The organism is Dyella sp. SG609, from assembly GCF_012275375.1.
Lineage (GTDB): Bacteria > Pseudomonadota > Gammaproteobacteria > Xanthomonadales > Rhodanobacteraceae > Dyella_D > Dyella_D marensis.
Genome location: NZ_JAAZQJ010000002.1, coordinates 595,764 through 621,046 on the forward strand (window position 1 = coordinate 595,764; position 25,283 = coordinate 621,046).

A 25,283-nucleotide genomic window follows, 5' to 3' on the forward strand; every position below is an offset into this window, starting at 1 on the left:
GTGCACGCGCACATGTGGCCCGGCAATGTAACTTCCGGCCGGTGATGCGCCCGGCAGCAGCGGCGGCGGGCACTGGCTATGATCTGCCGTTTCCCCACGCCAGGAGTGTGCCGTGTCGCGACGTCCCGCCTGCTGTCTCGCTGTTGCCGTGCTCGCCTTCGCCGGCTGCGCCCATGCCGCCGATACGCCCGCCGGCGTGCGCTATCTCGATCCCGCCGGCTTGTCCAAGCCCACCGGCTATACCCACGTGGTGGACGTGCCGGCCGGCGCGCGCACGCTGTATCTGTCCGGCCAGATCGCGCTGGATGCGAAAGGCAACCTGGTCGGCGCCGGCGATTTCGCGGCACAGGCCGAGCAGGTCTTCGCCAATATCGATACGGCGCTGAAGGCGTCGGGCGCGAGCTTCCGCAATGTCGTGAAGCTCAACATATACGTCACCGACATGACGCAGCTCAAAGCGCTGCGTGCGGCGCGCGACAAGTACGTCGACGTGCAGCATCCGCCGGCGAGCACCTTGGTCGAGGTGAGCAAGCTGGGGCGCGAAGGCTTGCTGCTGGAAGTCGAAGCGACGGCCGTCGTGCCGTAACGCTACCCCCTCTCCCCGCGGGGAGAGGATCGGGGTGAGGGGGCCTACGGAGCGATGAAGCAGGAGCACAAAAGCAAGCGACGCTTCGTCGATCTTCTACCGCAACCACCCACCCCTCATCCGGCTGTGCCACGTTTAGCCGCCCAAACACTTGCCCTCTCCATATAAGAATCATTATCATTTGAGGCTGACAACCCCGCAGCAAGCCACGTCGCTCCGCCGACCCAGCCGCTCCTTCTTCATCAACGGTGCCTCCCGCGTGGAAGCTCCGTGCCCAAGGACGCACCCGTGGCCGGCCACTCCCCCGCTTCTCCCTCGTTCCACCGCAGCGCTCTCGCCCTCGCCTGCCTGCTCGCCCTCGCCTGCCTGCTCGCCTTCGCCGCACCGGCGCTCGCCACCGAACCGCCCGCCACCGACAGCGACCACAAGGACCAGCGCCGCGTCACCACGCTCGAAGGCGTGAGTGCCACCGCCAATGTCGACGACCACGGCTACACCGTGCCCGCCGCCAGCGGTGCGACGCGCCTGCCGCTGTCGCTGCGCGAGACGCCGCAGTCGGTGAGCGTGGTCACGCGCGCGCAGATGGACGACTTCGGCCTGAACAACATCAACGACGTGCTCGGCCGCACCACCGGCATCAACGTCGAGAAGATCGAAACCGACCGCACCTACTACAGCGCGCGCGGCTTCGACATCACCAACTTCCTGACCGACGGCCTGGGCATGCCGTTCGCCAACGGCGGGCAGGAAGGCGATATCGACACCGCCATCTACGACCATATCGAAGTGCTGCGCGGCGCCAACGGCCTGCTCTCGTTCACCGGCAATCCCTCGGCCACCATCGACTTCGTGCGCAAGCGCCCCACCGCCGACCTGCAGGGCAGCGTGGGCGCCACCGTGGGCAGCTGGAACAACCGGCGGCTGGACGGCGACCTGTCCGGCGCGCTCAATGCATCGAAGAGCGTGCGCGGCCGCGTGGTACTGGCCGATCAACAGAGCGACAGCTATCTCGACCGCTATGCGGTACGTAAGAAAGTGGCCGCCGGCATGCTGGAAGCGGACCTGACGCCCAACACCCTGCTCTCGGCCGGCATCACCTGGCAGAAGAATGCGCCGAAGAGCCCGATGTGGGGCGCGCTGCCGCTGTACAACACCGACGGCACCCCCACCGACTACCGCCGCTCCACCAGCACCGCCGCCGACTGGTCGCGCTGGGACATGAGCAACACGCAGTCCTACCTGTCGCTGTCGCACGACTTCGCCAACGGCTGGAGCGTGAAAGCCGCGCTCAACTACCGCCGCCTGGCCGGCGCCAGCGAGCTGTTCTACATCTATGGCACGCCGGATGCGGCCACCGGCCTGGGCCTCTTCAGCTACCCCTCGCAGTACAACAGCACCGAGAAGCAGTACTACGCCGATGTCTACGCCAGCGGCCCGTTCTCGCTGGGCGGCCGCGAACACGAGCTGGTGCTGGGCGTGAACGCGGGCAAGAGCGACGTGGACCAGCTCTCCGGCTACTCCACCGACATCGGCACCGCGCTGCCGCCGCTGTGGGACTGGAACGGCCGCTACGCCAAGCCCGCCTTCAACGCCTACTACAACAGCGCGCAGTTCCACATCCGCCGCCGCAGCGCCTATGCCACCGCGCGCTGGAACCTGGCCGACTCGCTGAAGCTGATCACCGGCGCCACCCTCACCCATGTCGAGAGCACCGGCCAGAACTACGGCGTGCCGCATGCGTACGAGAAAACCAAGGCCACGCCCTTCGTCGGCGCGGTCTACGACCTCAACGCGCACTACTCGCTGTATGCCAGCTACGCCAAGCTGTTCAATCCGCAGACCGAAGTGGACGTCAACAACCGCGTGCTCGCGCCGGTCACCGGCGACAATCTCGAAGCCGGCATCAAGGGCGCCTGGATGGACGACCGCCTCAACGCCTCGTTCGCGGTATTCCGCTCGCGCCAGAACAACTACGCCGAATCGGTGGGCATCAACCCGGCCACCGCGCAGAACTACTACCGCGGCATCAACGCCACCTCCACCGGCTACGAATTCGATCTCGCCGGCCAGATCACCCCGGACTGGGAAGCCAGCGCCGGCATCACCCAGCTCGGCATCGAGGACGACCAGGACCGCAACGTGCGCACCTACGTGCCGCGCCGCACGCTGCGCATCCACACCACCTACCGCTTGCCGTGGATGCCCGGCCTGAAAGTGGGCGGCTCGCTGCGCTGGCAGGACCGCATCGTGCGCGACCAGCTGGCGCTGGATACGCAGGGCCGCGAGATCTACACCACCCAGGGCAGCTATGCGCTGCTGGGCCTGATGGCGCGCTACGACTTCGATCCTTCGTGGAGCGCCACGCTCAACCTGGACAACCTCACCAACCGCAAATACATCGCCAGCCTGTACTGGGCACAGGGCTACTACGGCGCGCCCACCAACTGGCAGTTGAACGTGACGTACCGGTTCTGAGCCATGGTGCCCGCTGCCCTCCTGCTGTGTTTCGCCAGCGCGCTGCTGTTCTACCTGGCCAGCCCGCAGCAGCGCCTGCGCGCCCGGCCGCTGCCGTCGTGGATACGGCTGGCGGCATTGGCGTTCGCGGCCAGCGGCGCCGGTGCGTGGATCGACGTGCTGGGCCTGGGCGCGGGGCTGTTCACCGCGCTTACCGCACTGATGCTCGGCTGGGTCGGCCTGCCCTACGCGGCGTGGTATGCCTCGCGCGGGGAGCGGCGATGATCGCGCGCTGCCTGGCCGGCACCGTGCTCGGCTTTCCGCTGTCGGGGATGCTGCTGGCGCTGTGCCTGTTCTGGCTGCCCCGGCATGGGCAGGATTGGTTGATTCCCGTGCTGCTGCTGTTCTTCCCGCTGTGGGTGGGCGTGATGGCGGGCAGCTATATGTTCCGCAGCGGCGCGCGCGCATGGCTGATGCTGGCTGCCGCCAATGGCGCGGCGTTCGCTCTGCTATGGCTGTCGCGCCACGTCGCCGGCGCCTGAGGCCTGCATGAAATCCTCCACCATCCGCACCTTCCAGACCGTCCACACCTGGACCGGCCTGCTCGCCGGCTTCGCGCTGTTCGTGGCGTTCTATGCCGGCGCGCTCACCGTGTTCCATCACGACATCGCGCTGTGGCAAAGCCCGCCGTGGCGCAGCGAACCGGCGCGCGACGTCTCCGTGCAGACCATGATCGACCGCCTGCTCGCCGCGCATCCGAAGGCCGCCAAGGATTTCGGCATCGTGCTGGCGCCGCCGGGCACCGCCCAGGGTCCGTATGCGTACTGGAACGATGGCGAGGAACATTTCGCCACCGCCGACAAGCTGGACCGCCCCACCGACGACGCAGGCGCCACCCGCGGCCAACTGGCCGACTTCGTCTACGCGCTGCACGATTCGCTGGGCATTCCGGTGGTGGGCCTGTACCTGATGGGCATCGTCAGCGTGATCTACGGCCTGGCGCTGATCTCCGGCCTGCTGATCCACCTGCCGCAGCTGCTGGGCGACCTGTTCGCGCTGCGCCCCGGCCGCAACCTCAAGCGGCTATGGCAGGACGCGCACAACGCCATCGGCGTGCTGAGCCTGCCCTTCCACATCATTTTCGCGGTGACCGGCGCGCTGATGTGCCTGTTCGTGCCGCTGTTCGCCGCGCTCAACCTGATCGCCTTCGACGGCAAGCTGGACGATGCCTTCGCCAAGGCGATCAGCACCGCGCCGACGGTGCAGGCCAGCGGACGCGCGGCACCGATGCTTTCGGCCGAGGCGCTGATCGAACGCGCGCGCGCCTCGGCGCTGTCGCTCGGCGTCACCCGCTTCGAACCGGACTACGTGCACTACGACCACTACGGCGACGCCAACGCCCTGGTGCAGGTGCGCGGCGTGTCGGAGCGCACGCTGGGCACCTACGGCACCATCGCGCTCAACGGCGCCACCGGCGCGGTGCTGGAGCAGCACGTGGGCGCCGCGCACAGCGTCAACGGACTGGTCAATTCCTCGATCTATGCGCTGCACTTCGGCAACTTCGGCGGACGCGCGGTGCAGTGGCTGTATTTCCTGCTCGGTCTGGCGGGCGCGTTCCTGTTCTATTCCGGCAATTTGTTGTGGATCGAATCGCGGCGCAAGCGCCGCCACGCCGAACAGCCGCGCAAGACGCTGGTGATGGCGCGCGCCACCCTGGGCGTGTGCCTGGGCACCTGCGCCGGGATTGCGGCGGCATTCGCGGCGACGATGCTTGCGCAGGCGCTGGGCATCGATCCCGCCATGCCGCAGCAAGCCGCCTGCTATGGCGTGGTGGCGCTGGCGGTGGCGTATGCCTGCATGCGTCCGGTGGCGCGGGCCGCGGTGGAGTTGCTGCTGTTCACCGCGGCGGCGCACGTGGCGGTGGCGATCGCCGACCTCATCCGTAACGCGCCGGCGTGGAGCCAGCCATGGACGCCGCAGTCGCTGGCGGTGCTGGGCGTGGACCTCACCGGCATCGCCCTGGGCATCGGCTTTGCGTGGCTGGCGCGGGCCAGCCGGCAGCGTGCGCTGCATGGGGATGCCCATAGCGTATGGGCCGCCTCTTCCGCTCGGCCAGGCATGCACGCCGAAGTCTGAAGAACCTGCCGGTCACGCGTACTTCACGCGTATAGAAATCATCGATCGGTGCAATTCGATCAATCAATTATTCATGGCCGCCGGCGAGGCATAGGCTCGCGGCAGGCGGCTTCATTACCAAGGGGGACACGTCAGGCCGCCTGCTACCCAACGCAAGGGAGGCCCCATGAAACGCGCAACCGTAAAGCACGGACGGCGACTCGCGCTGGCGATCGCCGTGACCTTCGCCGTGGCCGGATCGGTGCAGAGCCAGCAAGCCGACTCTTCCCGCAAGCCGCCGCCGAGCAGCTACGCGCCGGTGATCGAACCGGATTTCGCCACCACCATGCAACGCATGTCGCAGGCCAAGGCCGGCGTCATGCAGCGCCAGAAGAACCTGCTGCAGGAACGCTACGACCTTGCCGACAAGCCGGCCAAAGGCGTGACCATGTCGCGCGGCAAGCCGGTGCAGGAAGGCGTACGCGTGAAACTCCGCTCCGGCACCAGCTGGCAGCAGCTGGCCGACCTGTCGCCGGACGAGATCAAGAGCAAGGACCTGTTTCCGTCCGGCTTCCTGCCCCTGCCGCATCCCAACCATCCCGAAGGCGGCATGGTGTTTCCGCATTTCGAGATCGAGCGGATCAAGCAGCAGGACAACCGCGACCTGACCCGCTTCGACCTGGACTTCGACCTGCCGGACCACATCCTGCCGGAGTTCCCGCAAGCGATCTTCCTCACCACGCGCCCGGACCTGGGCGATGTCTCCAAGGGCAAGCTGGTCACGCTGGACAATTACTACGAGCTGTTCAACGGCCTTCTCAATCCGAAGCAGCTGGAAGGCCTGCGCCTGCTGGTCACGCCGTTTCCGCAGCAGCAGTTCAATGCCACCGGCGACCGGCGTTCCGCGCGGCCCAGCCTGGGCGTGGCCTGTTTCGATTGCCATGCCAACGGCAGCACCAATGGCGCCACCCACCTGGTGGGTGACATCCGCCCGCAGGAATTCCGCCACCGCATCGAGACACCGTCGCTGCGCGGCGTGAACATCCAGCGGCTGTTCGGCTCGCAGCGCGCCTTGAAGACGGTGGAGGATTTCACCGAGTTCGAACAGCGCGCGGCCTACTTCGACGGCGATCCGGTGATCGCCACCAAGAAGGGCGTGAACATTCTGGAGCGCGGCAGCCAGGTGCATTTCATGGCGGAGTTCCAGGAGATCCTGGATTTCCCGCCCGCGCCCAAGCTGGCCTGGGACGGCAAGCTCGATCCCGCGAAAGCGAGCGAGCAGGAGTTGCGCGGGCAGGCGGTGTTCTTCGGCAAGGGCCAGTGCAGCGGCTGCCATACGCCGCCCTACTACACCGACGGCAACATGCATAACCTGCAGGCGGAGCGCTTCTACAAGCCACGCATGATCAACGGCATGATGGCCGGCGCGGACGGCCCGATCAAAACCTTCGCGCTGCGCGGCATCAAGGACACGCCGCCGTATCTGCACGATGGGCGGCTGCTGACGCTGGACGACACGGTGGAGTATTTCAACCTGGTGCTGGGCACGAAGTTGAACGAGCAGGAGAAGCAGGACCTAGTGGCGTTCATGCGGGTGCTGTAGGCATCAACGCCGGCGTAGGTTGGGGTGATAACCCAACGTCGTCGCATCCACGATGCGCAGCGATGTTGGGGTTGTCACCCCAACCTACGGCTTGGGCAGCGCATAGGCGACCAGGGCGTCGCCCATCTTCGTTCCCAGCGAACCATGGCCGCCGGCCATGATCACCACGTATTGCCGCCCGGTCTGGTCGGAGACATAGCTCATCGGCGTCGCCTGCCCGCCTGCGGGCAGCCGCGCCTGCCACAGCTGGCGGCCGTCGCGCACGTCGTAGGCACGCAGATAGTCGTCCAGCGCAGCGCCCATGAAGGCCACGCCGCCGCCGGTGGCGATCATGCCGCCGAGGCTCGGCACGCCCAGCGGCAGCGGAATCGGCAGGGGCGCGTTGTCCACCACCGTGCCATTGCGATGCATCCACACCTTGCGCATGGTGCGCAGGTCCACCGCCGCCACATAGCCCCACGGCGGCGCCTGGCAGGGAATGCCCAGCGGCGACAGCAGCGGCTGCAGGTCGACCGCGAACGGCGTGCCCTGCATCGGCTGCAGGCCGTGCTCGACGCCGGTGGAACCCTTGGCGCTCTTGGCTTCTTCCTTCTCGCGCGTGATCAGCCGCGACACGAAGGCCATGTAGTTGGGATTGCCCACCAGCAGCTGCCGCGCGGGATCCACCGCCACGCCGCCCCAGTCGAACACGCCGTAGTTGCCCGGATACACCAGCGAGCCCTGTTCCGAGGGCGGCGTAAAGATGCCGTCGTAGCGCAGCCGCTTGAACTTGATGCGGCACACCAGCTGGTCATAGGGATTGGTGCCCCACATATCCGCTTCGCGCAGCGGACGCTCCGGCGTGAAGCTCAGTGCGGAGAACGGTTGCGTGGGCGAAGTGCGGTCGCCGGTGGCCGCGCCCTGCGGCACCGGCTGCTCCGGCGCCGGCACGATGGGCTTGCCGTCGCGCCGGTCCAGCACGTAGATATCGCCGCGCTTGGTCGACGCCACCAGCGCCGGCCGCTTGCCCTGCGGCGTGTCCAGGTCGACCAGGCTGGGCTGGCCGCCGATATCCATGTCCCACAGATCGTGATGCACGGTCTGGTAGACCCAGCGCAGCTTGCCGGTGGCGATCTCCAGCGCCACGATCGCGCTGCTGAAACGCTCGCCTTCGGGATAGCGGTCGCCGCCCCACATGTCCGGCGTCTGGTTGCCCATCGGGATATAGACCAGGCCGAGCTTCTCGTCGACGCTGGACACGCTCCACGAGTTCGGCGAATTGTGCTTGTAGTGCGCGCCGGCCGGCAGCGGCTCGGTGCTGGCGGGATCGGCCGCATCCCAGTTCCACAGCAGCTTGCCGCTGGTGACGTCGTAGCCGCGGATCACGCCGGAGGGTTCGTCGGTCGATTCGTTGTCGGTGACGCTGGCCGACACGATCAGCACATTGCGCGTGACCGTGGGCGGCGAGGTGGGATTGAGAAAACCGCGCCGCGTCATCGCCATGCCCTGGTTCAAGCCGATCGCGCCGTGGTCGCCGAAGTCGGTGCAGGGCTGGCCGTTGTCGGCATTGAGCGCGATCACGGTGGCATCGGCGGTGGGCGCGAAGATGCGGCGCGGGCAGCTGTCGAAATGGATCGCCTCGGCCACCACCGCACCCTTAGGCGTCGGCGGCGGCGCCACCGGCGCCACGCCTTCGGCCGCAGCCTGCGCGGCATAGGCGCCGGAATCGTGATACGCCACGCCGCGGCAGATCATGTGCTGATAGCCCTTGGCATCGCGGTTGATCTTCGGGTCGTAGCGCCAGCGTTCCTTGCCGGTGTCGGGATCGAGCGCAATCACGATGTTGTGCGGCGTGCACAGGTACAGCATGCCGTTGGCTTTCAGCGGGGTCACTTCATTGGCGATCTCGGTGGGATCGCCGGGGCCCTTGAGGTCGCCGGTGTGGAAGGTCCACGCCACCTGCAGTTTCGAGACGTTTTCCGGCGTGATCTGCGCGGCCGGCGCGTACCGGTCGCCGTAGCCGGAGCGGCCGTAGGCGGTCCAGTCGTTCGGCGGCGTGCCGGTGGCATCGGCGGACGGAGGCGCGCCCACGCTCTCGTCGGCCATGGCGCCGGCGAGCGTGTGGTAGTCGGTGAAGTACGCCACCGCGCCCACCGCCACGCTTGCGGCCATCGCCACCCACAGCGGCAAGGTGCCCGTCGCCCAGCGCAAGGCCGCTTCCGGATCCGGCTCCAGGCGCCGCGACACCCACGGCAACAGCAACCACGCGCCCAGCACGAACCACACCGCCAGCCGCGGCACCAGCTGCCACCAGTCGAAGCGCACCTCGTAGATCGCCCACAGCAAGGTGGCAAGCAGCAGCAGCGCGTGCAGGCCCAGCGCCAGGCCGCTCCCTCGCCACGCCAGCCAGCCGGTGGCGATCAGCACCGCGCCGGCCAGCACGTAGTACGGCGAACCGCCGAGCACGAGCAGCCACGCGCCACCGGCCAGCAGGGCCAGGCCCAGGAGTACGAACACTGCCGCGGTGATCCACAGCGCGGCGGCCGGTCGGGACTTCGTCTCCATTCGCTCTTCCCTTGTCGCGTATCGAACGGCGGGGCATCGCCAGATGGCCCGCGCCACATGGTCGGCAAGCCGCCGTTGGGGTTTCGTGACGCCAAGCGCGTGCTTGCCGCAGCGCCCGACTATGGCGCATGCCGATGAACGCACACCGAGCCGCGCGGGCCGACCGCGTACGCGCTGGGAAAAAGCACGCCGCCCCGCCGCTTTCTCGCGCCGGGTCCGCTTCCTCTATACTTGCCGCCCGTTGCCCCCGTAGCTCAGTTGGATAGAGCGTCCCCCTCCTAAGGGGAAGGTCGTACGTTCGAATCGTATCGGGGGCACCACTCTTCGCTGGCGGCGGGCCGGCTTGTCACTAAGCGGCCTCGCCCGCCACCGGCTCCAGCGGCCTGCGCGCGATGCGCTGCTTGAGCGCCATCGCCGGCGCCTCCACCAGCCGCCAGGACAGCATGCCGGCCAGCAGCGCCAGCGGCGCGGCCAGCACGAACATCTTGTACGGACCGGCCGACGGCAGGTAATGCGCGATCACCTGCTGGATGGGAAACGCGTAGAGATAGACGCCATAGCTGTAGTCGTCGATCCAGCGCGGCAGCGCCAGCTTGCGTCCGTAGCCGATCACCAGCGTGCCGTAGGCCAGGGTCAGATAGCACAGCGGATAGAACGCGCGGGTATCGGCGGAAAGAAAGGTCATCGCCAGCAGCGCCACCGCCAGCGCCGGGCTGTAGGGAATGAAGCGGCGGTTGACGTACACCAGGCCGCCGAAGCAGAACATCGCCGCGAGCTTATATTCCCAGACCCCATGCGCAATCATCGGCAGAAAGTCGAAGAACGCGGATGCGATCAGCAGCACGGCCAGCGCATTCAACGCCGCGCGCGACTTGTACGCCGCCAGCGCGGCCAGGCCCACCAGGATGTACAGCCGCACCTCCACCGGGATGGTCCACAGGCTGCCGTTGATCACGCCGGCGAAGGCGCCGTCGCGCAAGGTCACGCCGGGAAGATCGCCCGCGATGCGATAGGTGGTGGCGTTGGTGAGCAGATAGCGCCAGGTGGTGGGCGAGGAGAAATACTCCGGCAGGCTCAGCGACGTGAACACCGTGCCCAGCACGAAGGTCATCACCAGCGCGCAGACGATCAGGCCCGGAAAAATGCGCAGCGCGCGCTTGGCGAAATAGCTGGCGGCGGAACGGCTTTCCACGCAGCTCTTGGTCACCAGGAAACCGCTGATCACGAAGAAGATGAAAAGCCCGATCCGGTGGCTGAGGATTTCCGGGTCGCGCGACACCAGCGAAGCCAGGTCCACGCAGGAAGCGCATTCCGCGGCCAGGCGGAACGAATGGCCGTAGACCACCAGCATCGCCGCCAGCAGGCGCAGCAGCAGGAAGTTGTTGGACTGCTGGTCTGCGCGTTCCGCGCATATCGCTTCGAACGTCTTCAAGAGGACTCCTCGCAACGGCGGCAGGGCCGCGGCCGTTTTTTTCCGCGCGGAGGATACGCCAGAACCATGTCGTATCCCTGTCACGCAAATCCCCCCGGGTGAGGCCCTGCCGGCCCGATGGCGCGGCGCACCATCCGCCGCCGCCGGCCGTGCCTCGGGCCTACCCGTGCCGGCCTGCTAGAATTGCCCTTTTCCACCCATCCCTAATCACCCATCCCAAACCACCTCCGCGCCCCCAGGCGCCACGGTCCAGGAGCAAGCATGTCCCACGAAATCCTCAAGGCGCTCGGCATCGGCGCGGAGCATTCCGGCACCTATCTCGGCCAGGGCGAATGGTCCCGCACGGCGGACGCCGGCGCGCTGCAGCCGGTGAATCCGGCCACCGGCGAGGTGATCGGCACCGTGCACGCCTCCAGCGCCGCCGACTACGAAACCATCGTCAAGCGCGCCCAGGAAGCCTTCAAGACCTGGCGCACCACCCCGGCCCCGCGCCGCGGCGAAGCCGTGCGCCTGTGCGGCGAAGCGCTGCGCAAGCACAAGGATGCCCTCGGCTCGCTGGTCGCGCTGGAGATGGGCAAGATCAAGCCCGAAGGCGACGGCGAAGTGCAGGAGATGATCGACATCGCCGACTTCGCGGTGGGCCAGAGCCGCATGCTCTACGGCTACACCATGCATTCGGAGCGCCCCGGCCACCGCATGTACGAGCAGTACCACCCGCTGGGCCTGGTCGGCATCATCAGCGCGTTCAACTTCCCGGTGGCGGTGTGGGCGTGGAACGCCTTCCTCGCGGCGATCTGCGGCGACATCTGCATCTGGAAGCCGTCGCCGAAGACCCCGCTGTCGGCCATCGCCACCATGAAGATCTGCAACGAGGCGCTGCAGGCCGGCGGCTTCCCGGACATCTTCTTCCTGTTCAACGACGCCGGCACCGACCTCTCGCAGGGCTTCGTCGACGACAAGCGCATCCCGCTGATCAGCTTCACCGGTTCCACCAAGGTCGGCCGCATGGTCGGCGAGCGCGTGGCGCGCCGCATGGGCCGCTCGCTGCTGGAGCTGGGCGGCAACAACGCCATCATCCTGGACGCGAGCGCCGACCTTAAGCTGGCCATTCCGGCCATCGTGTTCGGCGCGGTCGGCACCGCCGGCCAGCGCTGCACCACCACGCGCCGCCTGTTCGTGCACGAGTCCATCGTCGGCGAAGTGACCGACAAGCTGGTCGCCGCCTACAAGCAGGTGGAAGGCAAGATCGGCGACCCCACCCTGGCCACCACCCTGATGGGCCCGCTCAACAGCCAGGACGCCGTGCAGGCGTATCTCGGCGCGGTGGAGAAGGCCAAGGCCAGCGGCGGCAAGGTGCTGACCGGCGGCGCCGCGCTCACCGACCGCAAGGGCAACTTCGTGCTGCCGACCATCGTCGCCGGCGTCAAGAACAGCGACGAGGTGGTGCAGACGGAAACCTTCGCGCCGATCCTCTACATCATGCCGTTCAAGAGCCTGGACGAAGCGATCGAGCTGCAGAACGACGTGCCGCAGGGCCTGTCCTCGGCGATCTTCACGCGCGACCTGAAGGCGGCGGAGCAGTATCTGTCCGCGGCCGGCTCGGACTGCGGCATCGCCAACGTCAATATCGGCACCTCCGGTGCGGAAATCGGCGGCGCCTTCGGCGGCGAGAAGGAGACCGGCGGCGGCCGCGAATCCGGTTCGGACGCGTGGAAGGTGTACATGCGCCGCCAGACCAACACCAGCAACTATTCGGATTCGCTGCCGCTGGCCCAGGGCATCAAGTTCGACCTGTAAGTGCGACGGCGCCCGGCCACGCGCCGGGCGCTTTTTCCATAGGTAACGGTGGCTCCCTGAGGTCCCAAGGACTAGCGCCATGACCGATCTGCAAGCCACGGAACGATTCAGCAACCGCGTCGAGGACTACGTCCGCTACCGCCCGGATTACCCCAGGGCGATGCTGGACTGGCTGCAGCGCGAGCACGGCGTGACGCCGCAGTGGCTGGTCGCCGACGTCGGCGCCGGCACCGGCATCTCCAGCAAGCTGTTTCTCGATGCCGACTACCGCGTGATCGCGGTGGAACCCAATGCCGCCATGCGCGCGGCGGCGGAGAAATGGCTGGGCCTGGACCAGCACTTCCGCGCCCTGGACGGCCGCGCCGACAAGACCGGCCTGGCCGCGCACAGCGTGGACCTGGTGTCGGTGGCGCAGGCCTTCCACTGGTTCGACGAAGACGCCACCCGCCACGAGTTCGCGCGGATCCTGCGCCCGCACGGGCTGGCGGCGATCTACTGGAACAGCCGCCGCCTGACCGGCACGCCGTTCCTGGAAGGCTACGAGGCGCTGCTGCAGCGCTACGGCACCGACTACACCAGCGTGGCCGAACGCTACGCCGACGAGCCGCGCATGCGCGCCTGGTTCGGCGACGGTTACCGCGGCAGCGGCAGTTTCGAGCATCGCCAGCAGCTGGATTTCGACAACCTGCGCGGGCGCTTGATGTCCTCCTCGTATGCGCCGAAGGAAGACCATCCGCAGCACGCGCCGATGATGCAGGCGCTGCGCGAGCTGTTCGACGCCACCGCGCGCGACGGCCAGATCAGTTTCGATTACGACACCCGCGTCTACGTGGGCCACCCAGGCTAAGCACCGCACGCATGTATTCCTATCTTCGCCCCCTGCTGTTCGCGCTCGACGCGGAAACGGCGCACCGCGTCACGCTGTACGGGCTGGACGTGGCCCACCGCAGCAACTTCCTGCACGTGCTGGCCCGGCCGCCGCAGGCCTTGCCGGTCCACGTGTTCGGCATCGACTTCCCCAACCCGGTCGGCCTCGCCGCCGGCCTGGACAAGAACGCCGACCATCTCGATGCGCTCGGCGCGCTCGGCTTCGGCTTCGTCGAAGTGGGTACCACCACGCCGCGCCCGCAGCCGGGCAACGACAAGCCGCGCATGTTCCGCCTGCCGCGGCACGAGGCGGTGATCAACCGGCTGGGCTTCAACAATGCCGGCGTGGATGCGCTGGTGCGCAACGTGCAGCGCTCCAACTACCGCGGCGTGCTGGGCATCAATATCGGCAAGAACAAGGACACGCCGAACGACAAGGCGGTCGACGACTACCTCTTCTGCCTGGAGCGCGTGTATGCGCACGCCAGCTACGTGACGGTGAACATCTCCTCGCCGAACACCCAGGGCCTGCGCGACCTGCAGGAAGAAGCCACGCTGCGCCGCTTTATCGAAACGCTGCGCGAGGCGCAGGAGCGCCTGGGCGCGCAGTCCGGCCAGCGCAAGCCGATGCTGCTGAAGATCGCGCCGGACCTGGCCGAGGCGGAGCTGGACGGCATCGCCGAGGTGCTGCTCGCCACCGGCATCGACGGCCTGATCTGCACCAACACCACCATCGAGCGCGGCCCGGTGGCCAGCTCGCCGCACGGCAACGAAACCGGCGGCCTGTCCGGGCGCCCGCTGTATGCGCGCTCCACCGAAGTGCTGCGCGGCATGCGCCGCCGCCTGGGCGAGCGCGTGCCCATCGTGGGCGTGGGCGGCATCCTCGACGGCGCCGATGCGGCCGGCAAGATCGCGGCGGGCGCGGCGCTGGTGCAGCTGTATTCCGGCATGGTGTATCGCGGCCCGGAACTGATCGGCGAATGCGTGGACGAAATCCGCCGCCAGGGCGAGCACGACGATGCCGGCTGACCGCTACGCGCTGCCGCCGGAACGCACCGACATGGGCGGCTACGCGCTGATCGAAAACGCCCCGCTGGGCCAGCGCAACACGCTGCGCGTCAATGCGCGCGCGCGCCTGCTGGCCGAGGTCACCGAAGCGGCTAGGCTGCCGGAGCTGCTGGACTTCCCCGCCGTGCGCAGCGGCCCGCTGCTGGTGCTGGGCGAAGGCAGCAACCTGCTGCTGGCCGGCGACGTCGACGGCACCGTGGTGGCCATGGCCAACCGCGGCGTGCAGGTGGAGCAGGCAGGCGAGCTCACCCGCATCGCGGTGGCCGCGGGCGAGCGCTGGGACGACTTCGTGCGCTGGACCCTGGGCCAGGGCTTCGCCGGCCTGGAAAACCTGATCCTGATCCCCGGCACGGTCGGCGCCGCGCCGATCCAGAACATCGGCGCCTACGGCACCGAAGTGGCCGAGTTCATCGAAAGCGTGGAAGCCTGGGATACGCGCGAGCGCCGCGTGGCGGTGCTGAGCCGCGACGACTGCGCCTTCGCTTACCGCGACTCGCTGTTCAAGCGCGAACCCGGCCGCTACATCGTCACCGCGGTGCGCTTCGCCCTGCCCCGCGCGCACGCGCTGCGCCTGGACTATGCCGGCATCCGCGAGGAACTGGCGCGCATGGGCGTGGACAAGCCCGCGCCGTTCCACGTCGCCGAGGCGGTGGTGCACCTGCGCACGCGCAAGCTGCCGGACCCGGCGGTGATCGGCAATGCCGGCAGCTTCTTCAAGAATCCCGTCGTCGCTGCGGCCGTGGGCGAAGCACTGAAGCGCGACCATCCGGAACTGGCCGCCTGGCCGGGCGCGGACGGGCGCTGGAAGCTCTCCGCCGCCTGGCTGATCGAAGCGGCCGGCTTCAAGGGCCAGCGCGACGGCGACGCCGGCATCTCCAACCGCCATGCGCTGGTGCTGGTCAACCACGGCCAGGCCAGCGGCGCCCAGCTGTGGGCGTTCGCGCAGAAGGTGATCGCCGGTGTGCACGCCAGGTTCGGTGTGACGTTAGAGCCCGAACCGGTGGTCGTCGGCAAGGGATAAACCATGAGGCTGGCAGGGAAGATCGCGCTGCATCTGTTGCTGATATTCGCGGTGCTGATCATTCCGCCGCTGGTTTACGACCAGGCGTCCAAGCATATCCGCGGCGAATCGCCCTGGCTCTACGCCGGCGGCCTCACTTATCCGCTGTACCTGGGCTGGTGGATGACGCGGATCGGCCATCCGCGCATCCGCGCCATCCTGCTGCACCTGCTCGCCTTCGCCACGCTGTTGTCGGCGCTGGTGCTGGTGCTCGATCCGCGTACCGCCGGCTTCGCGCCGTTCCTGCCGGCCGTGGCGACCCTGCCCTGCATCGCGCTGGCCGTGCTGCGCGCCTGGCAGGGGCGCGGCGAGCAGGCGCGCACGCATGTGTATGCGCTGTTGCTGCTGATTCCGTTCGCGCTGTTCCTCACCGCGCTGATCGTGATCGGCATGTCGCTCACCGCCATGCACGGCATGCGCTGGTAAGCCGCCGGCTCAGGCCGCGCCGGCGGCCTTGCGCCTGGGGCCATCGAGGTTCGGCAGCAGCACGGTGATCACGCCAAGCAGCGGCAGGTAGGCGCACAGGCCGTAGACGAAATCGATGCCCTGCGCGTCCGCCACCTTGCCCAGCACCGCGGCGCCGATGCCGCCCATGCCGAAGGCGAAGCCGAAGAACAGGCCGGAGATCATGCCCACGCGGCCGGGAATCAGCTCCTGCGCATAGACCAGGATGGCCGAGAACGCCGAGGACAGGATCAGGCCGATCACCACCGTGAGCACGCCGGTCCAGAACAGGCTGGCGTGCGGCAACAGCAGGGTGAACGGCGCCACGCCCAGGATCGAGGCCCAGATCACCCACTTGCGCCCGATGCGGTCGCCCACCGGTCCGCCGATCAGCGAACCGGCCGCCACCGCGAACAGGAACACGAACAGATGCGTCTGCGCGTTGGGCACCGACACGCCGAACTTGTGGATCAGATAAAAGGTGTAATAGCTGGTGATGCTGGCGATGTAGAAGTACTTGGAGAAGATCAGCAGCCCCAGGATCGCCACCGCGCCGGCCACGCGGCCGCGCGTCAGCGTCACCGTTGCGTGGCGCGCCTTGGCCTTGCCGCGCGCCGCGTGGTGGTCGCGGTACCACGCGCTCACCTGCAGCAGCACCACGATCGCTAGCAGCGCCGCCAGCGCGAACCAGGCCACGCTGCCGCGGCCGTGCGGCACGATGATCCACGCCGCCAGCAGCGGCCCCAGCGAGGCGCCGGTATTGCCGCCGACCTGGAACAGCGACTGCGCCAGGCCGTGGCGTCCGCCCGAGGCCATGCGCGCCACGCGCGAGGATTCCGGATGGAACACCGACGATCCCGTGCCCACCAGCGCCGCGGCCACCAGCAGCAGGCCGAAGTTCGGCGCGTTTGCCAGCAGCAGCAGGCCGCACAGGGTGAAGCCCATGCCCACCGGCAAGGAGAACGGCATCGGCTTGCGGTCGGTGATCATGCCCACCATCGGCTGCAGCAGCGAGGCGGTGACCTGGTAGGTCAGCGTGATCAGGCCGACCTGGGCGAAGCTCAGGTGGAAGCCTTCCTTCAGGATCGGATAGATGGCCAGGATCAACGACTGGATCATGTCGTTGAGCAGGTGGGCGAAGCTGATCGCGCCGATGATGCCGAATTCGGTCTTCGGCTCGGTCTTGGGCGCGGCGGCCGGCAGGGGGAGATCTTCGACGCGGGTCTGCATGGGAGCGGGCGGGTCTGTGGGGGACGGTGGGTGCGGCGGCTTGCCGCGCACAGGCCAGCACCTTAAATTGGGCCTTGCCGGCCCGCTCACGCCAGCGGGTCAATATCCGTCGAATTCGGGCCATCCCCATGCGCCAGACCCGCGTCAACCACTACGAGGACGTGCCGCGCGCCATCGTCGCCACCGGCAACGACTACCCCGCCCGCTTCGTGCTGCCCGCCCATGCGCACAAGCGCGCCCAGCTGCTGTACGCGGCCACCGGCGTGGTCAAGACCATCACGCCCGAGGGCAGCTGGATCGTGCCGCCGCGCCGCGCGCTGTGGATTCCGGCCGGCGTGATGCACGAAGTGCATATGGACGGCGAGGTGAGCACGCGCAGCGCCTACCTGCAGCCGGAGGTGGCGCGCCATCTGTGGCCGCACTGCCAGGTGATCGCCGTGTCGCCGCTGCTGCACGAGCTGCTCGAAGCCGCCGTCGACCTGCCCGTGGAATACGCGCTGGACAGCCGCGACGGCCGCCTGATGGCGCTGCTGCTGGACGAGATCGCCGCCATGCCCACCCTCGCCCTCAACACCCCGTTGCCGGCCGAGCCGCGCCTGCACAAGCTCTGCCGCGCGCTGCTGGATGCGCCGGCGCTGGATCTGGATATCGACGCGGTGGCGGCCAAGGTGGACATGAGCCGGCGGCATTTCACGCGCACGTTCCGGCAGCAGACGGGGATGAGTTATGCGGCGTGGCGGCAGCAGGCGTGCCTGCTGGCGGCGTTGACGCGGCTGGGGCGGGGGCAGTCGATTACTGAGGTGGCGGTGGAGCTGGGGTATGGGAGTGCGAGTGCGTTTACGGCGGCGTTTCGGCGGGTGCTGGGGGAACCACCGAGCCGGTATATGGCGGGAGAGCAGCGGCCGCGCGCCAAGGGTGCTCCGACCTGAAACAGCACGGCGCAGATTGGGGTGAGCGCAGCGAACCCCAACACCGCACCGCCAGGCGCCTCGCATTGTTGGGGTTCGCTGCGCTCACCCTAACCTACGCCGGCCGCGTTAGAGGCAACCCGCCCCCACCAGCGCACTACGCAGCGCATCCACCACCGGCGTCGCCGGCACCTCGCCGAGAAACCGCCGCAGCTTCGCATCCTCCAGCCGCGCCTCGTGCTTCCACAAATAGCGCATCTTCCACAGTTCGCGCAGCGTCTCCACGAACGGCTGCGCCACTGCCACCATCCACCATGGAAAGCGCGCCGCGCGCACCGTCGCATCGCCGGTCGCCGCGCGCACCGCGTCGACCATCTGGTGGCCGTCGAGCCAATAGCCGCCGAAATGGAATGCAGCGAACGGCTCCAGCTCGTCGGCGCGATCGAGCAGGCGCGCCAGCGTTTCGGCCACGTCGGGCAGATACGCCCAGGCGTGGCCCAGCTCCGGCGGTCCCGGATAGCTCACCGCGCGCACCTTGCTGCCGGCCTTCACCAGCCCCTGCGAAAACCAGCTGTTGCCCGTATTGCGCGGGCCGATGAAGTCGCCGCAGCGCAGGATCAGCACCGGCGCGCCTTCGTTCGCCGCCTGCGCCAGCCGCTGCTCCATCGCCACGCGCAGTTCGCCCTTGCGGCTGGCCGGATGCTGGGGCGCATCCTCGGTAAGCACCGGGAAGGCGTCGAGGCCGTAGTTGTAGATGGTGCCCGGCAGCACGATGCGCGCGCCGGCTGCTTTTGCCGCGGCGATGGTGTGGTCCAGCATCGGCAGCACCAGTTTCTCCCAGCCGCGATAGCCCGGCGGATTCACCGCATGCACGATCACGTCGGCGCCGGCCGCGGCGCGCAGCACGTCGGCCGCCACCATCGCATCGCCCTGCACCCACTCGATGCCTTCCAAGCTGCCGGGCTGGCGCGCCAGCGCGCGCACATGCCAGCCATGGCGCAGCAGGGCCATGCAGGTCTCGCCGCCCACGCCGCCGTTGGCGCCTACCACCAGTACCGTCTTCGTGCGCTTCATCGTGTCGTCCTCCGTTGGGATGGGCCAAGCTTGGCCTTGGGGCGCCCATAAGAAAATCCACGAAGACCGAACATCTGCTATACAAATATGCATGGACAAGCCCGAACCCTCCTGGGACCTCTACCGCTCCTTCCTCGCCGTGATGCGCGCAGGCAGCCTGTCCGGCGCCGCGCGCGCCCTGGCCATGACCCAGCCCAGCCTGGGCCGGCATATCCGCGAGCTGGAAGCGGCGCTGGACGCCGCGCTGTTCACCCGCTCGCCGCAGGGCCTGCTGCCCACCGAGCTGGCCTTGCGCCTGGTGCCGCATGCGGAAGCGATGGCCTCGGCGACGGCGGCGCTGCGGCGTGCGATCGGCGCGGGCGAAGATGCCGTGCGCGGCGTGGTGCGCCTCACCGCCAGCGAAGCGATCGGCACCGAAGTGCTGCCGCCGATGCTGACCGAGTTCCGCCGCGAACACCCCGGGGTGACCATCGAGCTGGTGGTCACCGACCGCGCGCAGGACCTGCTGCGCAAGGACGCGGACCTGGCCATCCGCATGGCCCGCCCCACCCAGCAGGCGCTGATCGCGCGCCAGCTCGCGCGCATCGAGCTGGGCCTGTTCGCGCATCCGCGCTATCTGCGCCGGCACGGTGCGCCGGCCACGCTGGACGAGCTGCGCGAACACAGCCTGATCGGCTTCGACCAGGAACCGCCGTACCTGCGCACGCTGCGCCCCAAGCACCTGCCCTGGACGCGCGAGCATTTCGCGCTGCGCACCGACCACCCGCTGGCCGCGCTGGCGGCAATGCGTGCCGGCTACGGCATCGGCATCTGCCAGGTGCCCTTGGCCGCGCGCACGCCGAAGCTGGTGCGCCTGCTGGCGCAGGAACTGTCGATCCCGATGGAATGCTGGGTGGTGATGCACGAGGACCTGCGCCGCCAGGCCGCCGTGCGCAGCCTGTTCGACTATCTCGGCGAAGCCTTGAATGCTTACGCGCAAAGCTGAGCGCCGTCACGCCGCCGTCAAATTTCCGCAGCAATATGACGGTTTGCGAAATGGCCCGGACTGACCGCCGGGCTTACGGCATGCCTGCCGCGGCAACGGGGTAGGATGCCTGTTCCCACACCCCGTCCGCGGGGATCAGGAAGCACCCGATGTCCAGCAGCGAAAACCGCCCCAGCCTCACGGTCGAAGAAGCGCCCGCCACCGCCATGCCCGCGGGCGACGCGCAGGGCGCGCCGCCGGATCTCAACGACAGCAGCCTGTACATCCACCGCGAGCTGTCCCAGCTGCAGTTCAACATCCGCGTGCTGGACCAGGCGCTGGACGAGCGCAAGCCGATCCTGGAGCGCCTGAAGTTTTTGCTGATCTTCTCCAGCAACATGGACGAGTTCTTCGAGATCCGCGTGGCCGGCCTGAAGAGCCAGATCGCCTTCGACCACGAGATCGTCGGCCCGGACGCCATCGCCCCGCGCCGCGCGCTCACCGAGATCAGCGAGATCGCACACAAGCAGATCGAGCGGCAGTACACCATCCTCAACGAGAGCGTGCTGCCGGAGCTGGCGCGCCACGGTATCCGCATCGTGCGCCGCAACGAGTGGTCGCATAAACAGAAGCTGTGGGTGCGCCGCTATTTCCGCCACGAGGTGGCGCCGCTGGTCACGCCGATCGGCCTGGACCCGACGCATCCCTTCCCGCTGCTGGTCAACAAGAGCCTCAACTTCATCGTGCAGCTGGAAGGCGTGGACGCGTTCGGCCGCGACTCCGGCCTGGCCGTGGTGCCAGCCCCGCGCGTGCTGCCGCGCCTGATCCGCCTGCCGGACGACGTGTGCGAAGGCGGCGAGAACTTCGTGCTGCTGTCCTCGATCATCCACGCGCATACCGAGGAATTGTTCCCCGGCATGTCGGTGCGCGGCTGCTATCAGTTCCGCCTGACCCGCAACGCCGACCTCACGATCGATCCGGAAGACGTGGAAGACCTCGCCCGCGCGCTGCGCGGCGAGCTGTACTCGCGCCGCTTCGGCGACGCGGTGCGCCTGGAAGTTGCCGACAACTGCCCGAAGGAACTCACCGATTATCTGCTGAAGCAGTTCGGCCTTACCGCGGCGGAGATGTACGAGGTCAACGGCCCGGTCAATCTCACCCGCCTGATGGGCCTGGCCAACAAGTCGCATGCGCCGCAGCTGCTGTATCCGCCGTTCACGCCGGCCATCCCCAAGGCGCTGAAGAAAGAGGAAGACCTGTTCCAGGTGATCGGCAAGCAGGACGTGCTGCTGCTGCATCCGTTCGAATCCTTCGCGCCGGTGGTGGATCTTCTGCACCAGGCCGCGAAAGACCCGAACGTGCTGGCGATCAAGCAGACGCTGTACCGCAGCGGCGCCAACTCCGAGATCGTCGACGCGCTGGTGGATGCCGCGCGCGCGGGCAAGGAAGTGACCGTGGTGGTGGAGCTGCGCGCGCGCTTCGACGAGGAGTCCAACCTCACCCTCGCCTCGCGCCTGCAGCAGGCGGGCGCGATGGTGATCTACGGCGTGGTGGGCGTGAAGACGCATGCCAAGCTGATGCTGATCCAGCGCCGCGAAGGCGACGAACTGGTGCGCTACGCGCACCTGGGCACCGGCAACTACCACACCGGCAATGCGCGCCTGTACACCGACTACAGCCTGCTCACCTCCGACCAGGCGCTGTGCGAGGACGTGCACAAGCTGTTCAGCCAGCTCACCGGCATGGGCAAGGTGCTGCGCATGAAGAAGCTGCTGCATGCGCCGTTCACCCTGAAGAAAACGCTGCTGGAACTGATCGCGCGCGAGACCGCGCATGCGCAGGCCGGCCGCGCCGCGCAGATCATCGCCAAGGTCAACGCGCTGACCGACCCGAAGGTGATCCGCGCGCTGTACAAGGCCAGCATGGCCGGGGTGAAGATCGAACTGATCGTGCGCGGCATGTGCTGCCTGCGCCCCGGCGTGCCGGGCGTGTCGCACAACATCCGTGTGCGCTCGATCGTGGATCGTTTCCTGGAACACAGCCGCGCCTACTGGTTCGCCAACAACGGCGACGACGAACTGTTCCTGGCCAGCGCCGACCTGATGGAGCGCAACCTCGACCGCCGCGTCGAAACCGGCTTCCCGATCGAGAGCAAGAAGCTGCAGCAGCGCGTGAAGAAGGAACTGGAACTCTACCTCGCCGACAACAGCAGCGCGTCGGTGCTGCAGGCGGACGGCCATTATCACCGCCTCGCACCGTCCGGCCAGGCGGTACGCAATGCGCAGGCGCAGCTGCTGGAGCGCATCTGCGGCGTGGGCGCCAACCCCGTCGAATAGGCCGCCACGTGCAGGCTTCGTGAAGGGCCAGGCGAGCGTGATGGAGTTCTGGTTTGACCTGATATCCCGGTGCTAGTCTCGATCGGCCGCATTGTCGCGGCTCAATCGCAAAGGGCATTCACATGGAACTTCAGGAACTCACCGTGCGTGAAGAAGGCGTGATTGCAGCTGACGTGTTCGGCGTGCCGATGGACGCGCCGATGCAGAAACAGGCCCCCATGCAGAAGCGTGCGCCGAAGACCCGGTTCGACGGCGATATCGGCACCTTCGGCGGCCGCAACGACGGCGGCGGCTGAGTCGCCGCGCAACGTGACCACGCGCCCTCACGGGTGACCGCCAAGCCGCCTCGCCAACGGGGCGGCTTTTTCATGCCGGTATGGCTGGCCCGCCTTTCATGGACGGAACATGCTCAAGGCCACGATCGCGCTTGCCGATCTTGCATTCGATCCGCGCTGGGACGGCCAGGCCGTCGCCTTCGGCGCCAGCCGCATCGAACCGTTCGCGCATCCCGCGCTGGAAACCCTGCTGGTGCGCACCGACGGCCAATGGTTTGCCACCGTGCGCGAGCGCCGCACCGAAGGCGGCGCGCCGGCGCGGCAACTGGACGTCGACGCGGCCGAATTCGAACAGCGCTACCGCGAATGCCTGCTGTGGCCGCTCGATTACGCCATGGTCGAAGCGGCGCAGGCCGGGTGCCGCCTCAAGCTGCGCGCAGGCGTGTTCGGCGCGTTGCCGGTGTATGCGCGCGCCACGGACGACCGGCTGGAACTGTCCTGGGATGCCGGCGACCTGACCCGCGCGCCGACCGCGCTGGACTTCGAAATAGCGAGCCATCGCCTCGCGCTGCACACGATCTACTCGGCGCGGCAGATCGCGGTCGGCATCGTGATGCTGACCGAACGCGCCTCGCTGTCCGTCGAACCTGGCAAGGCCAGCTATCACTATCCGCCGCCGGTGCAGGTCACCACGCTGGCGCAGGCGCGCGAGCGCGACGCATGGCTGGCTTCATTCGCCGCGCAATTGCGCGAAGCAGTCGATGCGCGCCCGTTCGTCGCGGCACGCAGCGCACTCGAACTCAGCGGCGGCATGGACTCGGCCACGGTGGCCTGCGGCCTGGCCGCGATCGCCGCACCGCGCAGCAGCCTCGGCATCCTGCTCGAAGGCGAGACCCGGCCGCCGCAGTTGAAGCGCCGCGGGGCTATCGTGGAACGACTTGGGCTGCACGACGAAACGGTGGAGATCGCTGCGCGGTCCCCAAGCCTCGACCTGCGCCCGGTGCCGGGACAGCGGCTGGGCTTCAATCAGGAGTATTACCTGGAGGCCTGCGCCGCACTGTGGGATCGCGCCGCGTCGCTCGGTTGCGACCGGCTCTATACCGGCGTGGGCGGCGACGAGCTGTTTCCCGACTACCTGCACGAACTGGCCAGCGAAGGCGACACGCTCGAAGCGCAACGCGAGCGCACGCACCGCGCACAAGTCGACACGCTGCTCACGCCGCGCGCGCGGGAGGCCGCGCGCGGCCTGCACAGCTTCGGCGCGCCAGCCGGCCCGGTGCCGGCCACCGCGCTCGCCGCGCAGGCCTGCCGCGCAGCGGATATCGCACGGCGCGGGCTGTGGCCGGTGAATCCATTGAGCGATCCGCGCCTGGCGCGGTTCTGCCATCAGCTCCCGCTCGAGCAACGACGCGGGCGCGCCCTGATGCAGCGCTATCTGCAGCAGCAGCTCGGCGAGGATACGTTTCCGGCCGGTTATCGGAAGGAGACGTTCGAGCAGGTGTTTCCAGCTTTGATCGCGGCACAGGCGGGCATGCTGACGGAACAGTTGCGCGAATGCGCGCTGGCGGATCTTGGGCTGGTCGACCGGCGTGGCGTGATGGCGCTGCTCGACGCGGTAGCGGCCAGCCAGGCGCGTGCGCCGACGGCGGTGCTGGTGTCGTTTCTGTGGATGGAGCGGTTGGCGAGGCAGTGGGGGTGACTATGGAACCCTTCTCCCCTCCGGGGAGAAAGTAGCGGCAGCCGGATTAGGGGTGGGTGCTCGCGATTACGCTTCTACGAAAAGAAGAAAAGCTCTTGAGCTTATCGAGACCCTCCACTCACCGCTCCGCCCGGCCCCTCACCCCGACCCTCTCCCCGGAGGGGAGAGGGAGCAAACTGCGCTTCAGCGAAAACGCTTTATCCATGCCACGTACTTGTCCACGAACCCTTGCAGGAACTTCTTCGTGCCGTCGCTCGAAATATTCCCCTCGCCGTCGATCAACCCGTCCTTGTACGCAATGAACACCTCCGGCTGCGCCAGCAAGGGCACGTCCACATAGGCCAGCACATTGCGCAGATGCTGCTGCGACAAGGCCGAGCCGGTCGCGCCGATCGAGGCGCCGATCACCGCGCCGGGCTTGCCCGCGAAGGAATTCGTCCCCCACGGCCGCGAGGCGATGTCGATCGCGTTCTTCAGCACGCCGGGAATCGAACGGTTGTATTCGGGCGTCACGAACAGCAGCGCATCCGCCGCTTCCACCGCCTGCTTCAGCTGCTGGCACGCGGCCGGATAGTCGCCGTCGAAATCCTGGTTGTAGAGCGGCAACCCGCCGATGTCGATGTGCTCGAACGAAAGATCCTTCGGCGCCAGCTTTTCCACCGCACGGGCGAGTTTGCGGTTGATCGAATCCTGGCGAAGGCTGCCCACGAAGACGGCGACCTTGGTGCTCATGGCGAATGCTCCTTCCGGGAAAGGGAACGCCCAAGCTTGCGGAGCCGCGGTCAAGGCAAGGTGACGCCTGGATGGCACGCCCCATGCTTTCTTTC

At 67.9% G+C, this 25,283-nt stretch carries 21 protein-coding genes and 1 tRNA gene; 17 read left to right on the top strand and 5 right to left on the bottom strand.

Annotated elements, in window-relative coordinates:
• Positions 1-112 precede the first annotated feature (112 nt).
• The 6 genes from FHW85_RS06070 to FHW85_RS06095 all read left to right on the top strand — a co-directional run bounded on the left by FHW85_RS06070 (position 113) and on the right by FHW85_RS06095 (position 6,758).
• Positions 113-586, top strand: coding sequence for a RidA family protein (locus tag FHW85_RS06070; protein WP_210427712.1), 474 nt, complete (start codon positions 113-115; stop codon positions 584-586).
• 270 nt (positions 587-856) lie between these two features.
• Positions 857-3,061: a TonB-dependent siderophore receptor gene (locus tag FHW85_RS06075; protein ID WP_343203674.1), complete on the top strand. Its 2,205-nt coding sequence runs from the start codon at positions 857-859 to the stop codon at positions 3,059-3,061.
• A 3-nt stretch (positions 3,062-3,064) separates the two neighbouring features.
• Positions 3,065-3,325 (top strand): hypothetical protein, encoded by a 261-nt coding sequence (locus FHW85_RS06080; RefSeq protein ID WP_167255560.1) that lies wholly within the window; start codon positions 3,065-3,067, stop codon positions 3,323-3,325.
• Positions 3,322-3,582: a hypothetical protein gene (locus tag FHW85_RS06085; RefSeq protein WP_168647661.1), complete on the top strand. Its 261-nt coding sequence runs from the start codon at positions 3,322-3,324 to the stop codon at positions 3,580-3,582. The genes FHW85_RS06080 and FHW85_RS06085 overlap by 4 nt, the downstream gene beginning before the upstream one ends.
• 7 nt (positions 3,583-3,589) lie before the next feature.
• On the top strand, positions 3,590-5,176 hold the full coding sequence (locus FHW85_RS06090) for a PepSY-associated TM helix domain-containing protein (RefSeq protein WP_168647662.1): 1,587 nt from the start codon (positions 3,590-3,592) through the stop codon (positions 5,174-5,176).
• Positions 5,177-5,342: 166 nt separating this feature from the next.
• Positions 5,343-6,758, top strand: coding sequence for a cytochrome B6 (locus tag FHW85_RS06095; RefSeq protein ID WP_167255566.1), 1,416 nt, complete (start codon positions 5,343-5,345; stop codon positions 6,756-6,758).
• Positions 6,759-6,842: 84 nt separating this feature from the next.
• Here FHW85_RS06095 and FHW85_RS06100 read toward each other — a convergent pair whose 3' ends face one another.
• On the bottom strand, positions 6,843-9,302 hold the full coding sequence (locus FHW85_RS06100) for a membrane-bound PQQ-dependent dehydrogenase, glucose/quinate/shikimate family (protein WP_168647663.1): 2,460 nt from the start codon (positions 9,300-9,302) through the stop codon (positions 6,843-6,845).
• Positions 9,303-9,545: 243 nt separating this feature from the next.
• Between FHW85_RS06100 and FHW85_RS06105 the strand changes: the two genes are divergently transcribed.
• Positions 9,546-9,622 (top strand) — tRNA-Arg (locus FHW85_RS06105).
• 29 nt (positions 9,623-9,651) lie between these two features.
• Here FHW85_RS06105 and FHW85_RS06110 read toward each other — a convergent pair.
• Positions 9,652-10,734, bottom strand: a complete 1,083-nt coding sequence (locus tag FHW85_RS06110; protein ID WP_168647664.1) for an acyltransferase — start codon at positions 10,732-10,734, stop codon at positions 9,652-9,654.
• A 261-nt stretch (positions 10,735-10,995) separates the two neighbouring features.
• Between FHW85_RS06110 and FHW85_RS06115 the strand changes: the two genes are divergently transcribed.
• From FHW85_RS06115 to FHW85_RS06135, 5 genes are all read left to right on the top strand, one after another.
• A complete protein-coding gene (locus tag FHW85_RS06115; RefSeq protein ID WP_167255572.1) occupies positions 10,996-12,531 on the top strand; it encodes an aldehyde dehydrogenase family protein in 1,536 nt (511 codons plus the stop codon).
• 79 nt (positions 12,532-12,610) lie between these two features.
• Complete coding sequence (locus tag FHW85_RS06120) at positions 12,611-13,378, top strand: class I SAM-dependent methyltransferase (RefSeq protein ID WP_168647665.1); 768 nt, start codon at positions 12,611-12,613, stop codon at positions 13,376-13,378.
• Between the two features lie 11 nt (positions 13,379-13,389).
• Entirely contained in the window at positions 13,390-14,427 is a 1,038-nt protein-coding gene (locus FHW85_RS06125) for a quinone-dependent dihydroorotate dehydrogenase (protein WP_168647666.1), read from the top strand.
• A gap of 31 nt (positions 14,428-14,458) precedes the next feature.
• On the top strand, positions 14,459-15,487 hold the full coding sequence (gene murB, locus FHW85_RS06130) for a UDP-N-acetylmuramate dehydrogenase (RefSeq protein WP_168647719.1): 1,029 nt from the start codon (positions 14,459-14,461) through the stop codon (positions 15,485-15,487).
• 3 nt (positions 15,488-15,490) lie between these two features.
• Positions 15,491-15,952 carry a hypothetical protein gene (locus FHW85_RS06135; RefSeq protein ID WP_168647667.1) on the top strand — a complete coding sequence of 154 codons (462 nt, stop codon included), beginning with the start codon at positions 15,491-15,493 and terminating at the stop codon, positions 15,950-15,952.
• Positions 15,953-15,961: 9 nt separating this feature from the next.
• Here FHW85_RS06135 and FHW85_RS06140 read toward each other — a convergent pair whose 3' ends face one another.
• A complete protein-coding gene (locus tag FHW85_RS06140; protein ID WP_168647668.1) occupies positions 15,962-17,200 on the bottom strand; it encodes an MFS transporter in 1,239 nt (412 codons plus the stop codon).
• A 128-nt stretch (positions 17,201-17,328) separates the two neighbouring features.
• On the opposite strand from FHW85_RS06140, the gene FHW85_RS06145 reads away from it, so the two are divergent.
• The gene (locus FHW85_RS06145) at positions 17,329-18,129 is read left to right on the top strand and encodes a helix-turn-helix transcriptional regulator (RefSeq protein ID WP_167255582.1); all 801 of its coding nucleotides are present in this window, start codon (positions 17,329-17,331) and stop codon (positions 18,127-18,129) included.
• A gap of 108 nt (positions 18,130-18,237) precedes the next feature.
• Here the strand turns inward: FHW85_RS06145 and FHW85_RS06150 are convergent, their stop codons facing one another.
• A complete protein-coding gene (locus tag FHW85_RS06150; protein ID WP_168647669.1) occupies positions 18,238-19,182 on the bottom strand; it encodes an NAD-dependent epimerase/dehydratase family protein in 945 nt (314 codons plus the stop codon).
• A gap of 91 nt (positions 19,183-19,273) precedes the next feature.
• Here FHW85_RS06150 and FHW85_RS06155 point away from each other — a divergent pair, with 91 nt between their 5' ends.
• The 4 genes from FHW85_RS06155 to FHW85_RS06170 all read left to right on the top strand — a co-directional run bounded on the left by FHW85_RS06155 (position 19,274) and on the right by FHW85_RS06170 (position 24,456).
• Complete coding sequence (locus FHW85_RS06155; RefSeq protein WP_168647670.1) at positions 19,274-20,167, top strand: LysR family transcriptional regulator; 894 nt, start codon at positions 19,274-19,276, stop codon at positions 20,165-20,167.
• Between the two features lie 206 nt (positions 20,168-20,373).
• Positions 20,374-22,482, top strand: a complete 2,109-nt coding sequence (ppk1, locus tag FHW85_RS06160) for a polyphosphate kinase 1 (RefSeq protein WP_210427722.1) — start codon at positions 20,374-20,376, stop codon at positions 22,480-22,482.
• 122 nt (positions 22,483-22,604) lie between these two features.
• Complete coding sequence (locus FHW85_RS06165) at positions 22,605-22,778, top strand: hypothetical protein (RefSeq protein ID WP_167255590.1); 174 nt, start codon at positions 22,605-22,607, stop codon at positions 22,776-22,778.
• A 109-nt stretch (positions 22,779-22,887) separates the two neighbouring features.
• Positions 22,888-24,456: an asparagine synthase-related protein gene (locus tag FHW85_RS06170; RefSeq protein ID WP_168647672.1), complete on the top strand. Its 1,569-nt coding sequence runs from the start codon at positions 22,888-22,890 to the stop codon at positions 24,454-24,456.
• A 183-nt stretch (positions 24,457-24,639) separates the two neighbouring features.
• Here the strand turns inward: FHW85_RS06170 and FHW85_RS06175 are convergent, their stop codons facing one another.
• Positions 24,640-25,188 carry an NAD(P)H-dependent oxidoreductase gene (locus FHW85_RS06175; protein WP_168647673.1) on the bottom strand — a complete coding sequence of 183 codons (549 nt, stop codon included), beginning with the start codon at positions 25,186-25,188 and terminating at the stop codon, positions 24,640-24,642.
• Positions 25,189-25,283 lie beyond the last annotated feature (95 nt).

Coding starts and splice junctions, on each gene's coding strand:
- FHW85_RS06140 (WP_168647668.1), bottom strand. CDS start 17,200: ATGCAGACCCGCGTCGAAGATCTCCCCCTGCCGGCCGCCGCGCCCAAG.
- FHW85_RS06095 (WP_167255566.1), top strand. CDS start 5,343: ATGAAACGCGCAACCGTAAAGCACGGACGGCGACTCGCGCTGGCGATC.
- FHW85_RS06175 (WP_168647673.1), bottom strand. CDS start 25,188: ATGAGCACCAAGGTCGCCGTCTTCGTGGGCAGCCTTCGCCAGGATTCG.
- FHW85_RS06120 (WP_168647665.1), top strand. CDS start 12,611: ATGACCGATCTGCAAGCCACGGAACGATTCAGCAACCGCGTCGAGGAC.
- FHW85_RS06125 (WP_168647666.1), top strand. CDS start 13,390: ATGTATTCCTATCTTCGCCCCCTGCTGTTCGCGCTCGACGCGGAAACG.
- FHW85_RS06135 (WP_168647667.1), top strand. CDS start 15,491: ATGAGGCTGGCAGGGAAGATCGCGCTGCATCTGTTGCTGATATTCGCG.
- FHW85_RS06115 (WP_167255572.1), top strand. CDS start 10,996: ATGTCCCACGAAATCCTCAAGGCGCTCGGCATCGGCGCGGAGCATTCC.
- FHW85_RS06145 (WP_167255582.1), top strand. CDS start 17,329: ATGCGCCAGACCCGCGTCAACCACTACGAGGACGTGCCGCGCGCCATC.
- FHW85_RS06155 (WP_168647670.1), top strand. CDS start 19,274: ATGGACAAGCCCGAACCCTCCTGGGACCTCTACCGCTCCTTCCTCGCC.
- FHW85_RS06170 (WP_168647672.1), top strand. CDS start 22,888: ATGCTCAAGGCCACGATCGCGCTTGCCGATCTTGCATTCGATCCGCGC.
- FHW85_RS06165 (WP_167255590.1), top strand. CDS start 22,605: ATGGAACTTCAGGAACTCACCGTGCGTGAAGAAGGCGTGATTGCAGCT.
- FHW85_RS06150 (WP_168647669.1), bottom strand. CDS start 19,182: ATGAAGCGCACGAAGACGGTACTGGTGGTAGGCGCCAACGGCGGCGTG.
- FHW85_RS06100 (WP_168647663.1), bottom strand. CDS start 9,302: ATGGAGACGAAGTCCCGACCGGCCGCCGCGCTGTGGATCACCGCGGCA.
- ppk1 (WP_210427722.1), top strand. CDS start 20,374: ATGCCCGCGGGCGACGCGCAGGGCGCGCCGCCGGATCTCAACGACAGC.
- FHW85_RS06085 (WP_168647661.1), top strand. CDS start 3,322: ATGATCGCGCGCTGCCTGGCCGGCACCGTGCTCGGCTTTCCGCTGTCG.
- FHW85_RS06080 (WP_167255560.1), top strand. CDS start 3,065: ATGGTGCCCGCTGCCCTCCTGCTGTGTTTCGCCAGCGCGCTGCTGTTC.
- murB (WP_168647719.1), top strand. CDS start 14,459: ATGGGCGGCTACGCGCTGATCGAAAACGCCCCGCTGGGCCAGCGCAAC.
- FHW85_RS06090 (WP_168647662.1), top strand. CDS start 3,590: ATGAAATCCTCCACCATCCGCACCTTCCAGACCGTCCACACCTGGACC.